The sequence below is a fragment of the Flavicella sp. genome (genome assembly GCF_029238425.1).
GTDB lineage: Bacteria > Bacteroidota > Bacteroidia > Flavobacteriales > Flavobacteriaceae > Flavicella.
Map to the genome: position 1 here is coordinate 1 of NZ_JAQWGB010000202.1, position 1,708 is coordinate 1,708.

Annotated in this window: 2 protein-coding genes; one reads left to right on the forward strand and one right to left on the reverse strand. The window is 32.9% G+C overall.

Annotated features, from left to right (window positions below; translation table 11 throughout):
* Window positions 1-242: 242 nt before the first annotated feature.
* Window positions 243-773: a hypothetical protein gene (locus tag P8H68_RS13715; protein WP_300326387.1), complete on the reverse strand. Its 531-nt coding sequence runs from the start codon at window positions 771-773 to the stop codon at window positions 243-245.
* Window positions 774-964: 191 nt separating this feature from the next.
* Here P8H68_RS13715 and thiL point away from each other — a divergent pair.
* Window positions 965-1,708: thiamine-phosphate kinase (thiL, locus tag P8H68_RS13720; protein WP_300326390.1), on the forward strand; the 744-nt coding region annotated here is incomplete at its 3' end.

The window sequence follows — 1,708 nt, forward strand, 5'->3', positions numbered from 1 at the left end:
CTGTCATCAATTCAATGACTTTCTTTTTTGCTATGTCTGAAACTTTTATCATAATTAAACTCCTTACTTTATTAAGTGTTTGCAAAGATACAATTTGTATCCTGCATTTTGAACAATTATATCTTGTATTTCTTTATTAACCAATAGAGGTTCTTTATACCGAAACCTTACATTTTTTCCATAAAAAACCAACAACACAGATTCTGGAAAAACCTATTGAACTACAAATTAAAGTCGAGAAATCACCACCTGTAAATAACACCCCAAAAATTACTAAACCTCCAAGGCTCTGTTTCATTATATCTTACTACCAAATCAGAGCGATATTTTAAATTACCCAAAAACATCAATCCAATATTTTTATTAAAAAAGTAGCGAAATTCCCCGTTCAATTCAATAAAGTTCTCACGTACATCTAACTCCTTCCTTACAATTACACCAAAACCAGGACCAACACCAAACTCTAATCTATTAAACCTGCTTTGAGCATCTTTTTTAAAGAACAAATAATTCACATTTATTCCAGCTGAAGAGTAGCTAATCGCCTTAAAACCTTCGTAAAAAACAGAATATTCGAAATGCTTTCTTCTGTAAGCAAACCGCAATAATAAATCCCATTCTCCAGATTCACTTGTCTCATAGGGCCCCACAACAATCATTTTGGGGTCAGCAGAAAGAGAAACACGAAAGTCACTTTCCTTCTGACCATAAGATTTAAAAACTATTAACAATAATACAAATACAAACAGTGGTGATCCTTTTATTTTTTTCATAAAAATTCAATTGGATAAACAGAACAACCGTTAATTGGTTGCTTTGAAAAAGTTAAAGTTAGAAATAAACAACAACAGCTCAAAAATACACAAAGTCTTCATTATAAACAGACAGAAATTATGCATTTATGACATAAAATTGGGTAAACTCAGAAAAAAGCAAGATTTTTGCAAATCGTAAACACAGAAAGATGATAGAAGACAAAACACCCAACAAAACAAGCTTGGCTGAATTAGGAGAATTTGGTTTGATAAAACACCTTACCGAACATTTTAAAATTTCTCATGAATCAACAATAAAAGGAGTTGGAGATGATGCTGCGGTAATTAATCATTCAGGATTAAAGACTTTAGTAACTACAGATCTGTTAGTTGAAGGAGTACATTTTAATTTGATGTATATGCCTCTAAAACATTTAGGATACAAAGCTGTCATGGTGAACTTATCTGATGTGTATGCTATGAATGGAACTGCAACACAAATAACTGTTTCTATTGCTGTTTCTAATCGTTTTCCACTGGAAGCTTTAGAAGAGCTTTATGCAGGAATTCAATTAGCATGTAACACCTATAATGTGGACCTTATTGGAGGAGATACAACTTCCTCTCAAACAGGTTTGTTGATTAGCGTAACTGCTCTAGGAACTGCTAAAAAAGAAGATATCGTTTATAGAGACGGAGCCAAAGCAAATGATTTACTTGTCGTTTCAGGTGATTTAGGTGCTGCCTATTTAGGGTTACAAATCCTAGAAAGAGAACGTAAAGTTTTTGAGGTAAACCCGAATGCACAACCCGATTTAGATCAATATACTTATCTTGTTGAAAGACAATTAAAGCCAGAAGCGAGAAAAGACGTTCCGAAACTTTTAAAGGACTTAGATATTCTTCCTACAAGCATGATAGATATCTCTGATGGATTATCCTCTGAGGTGATT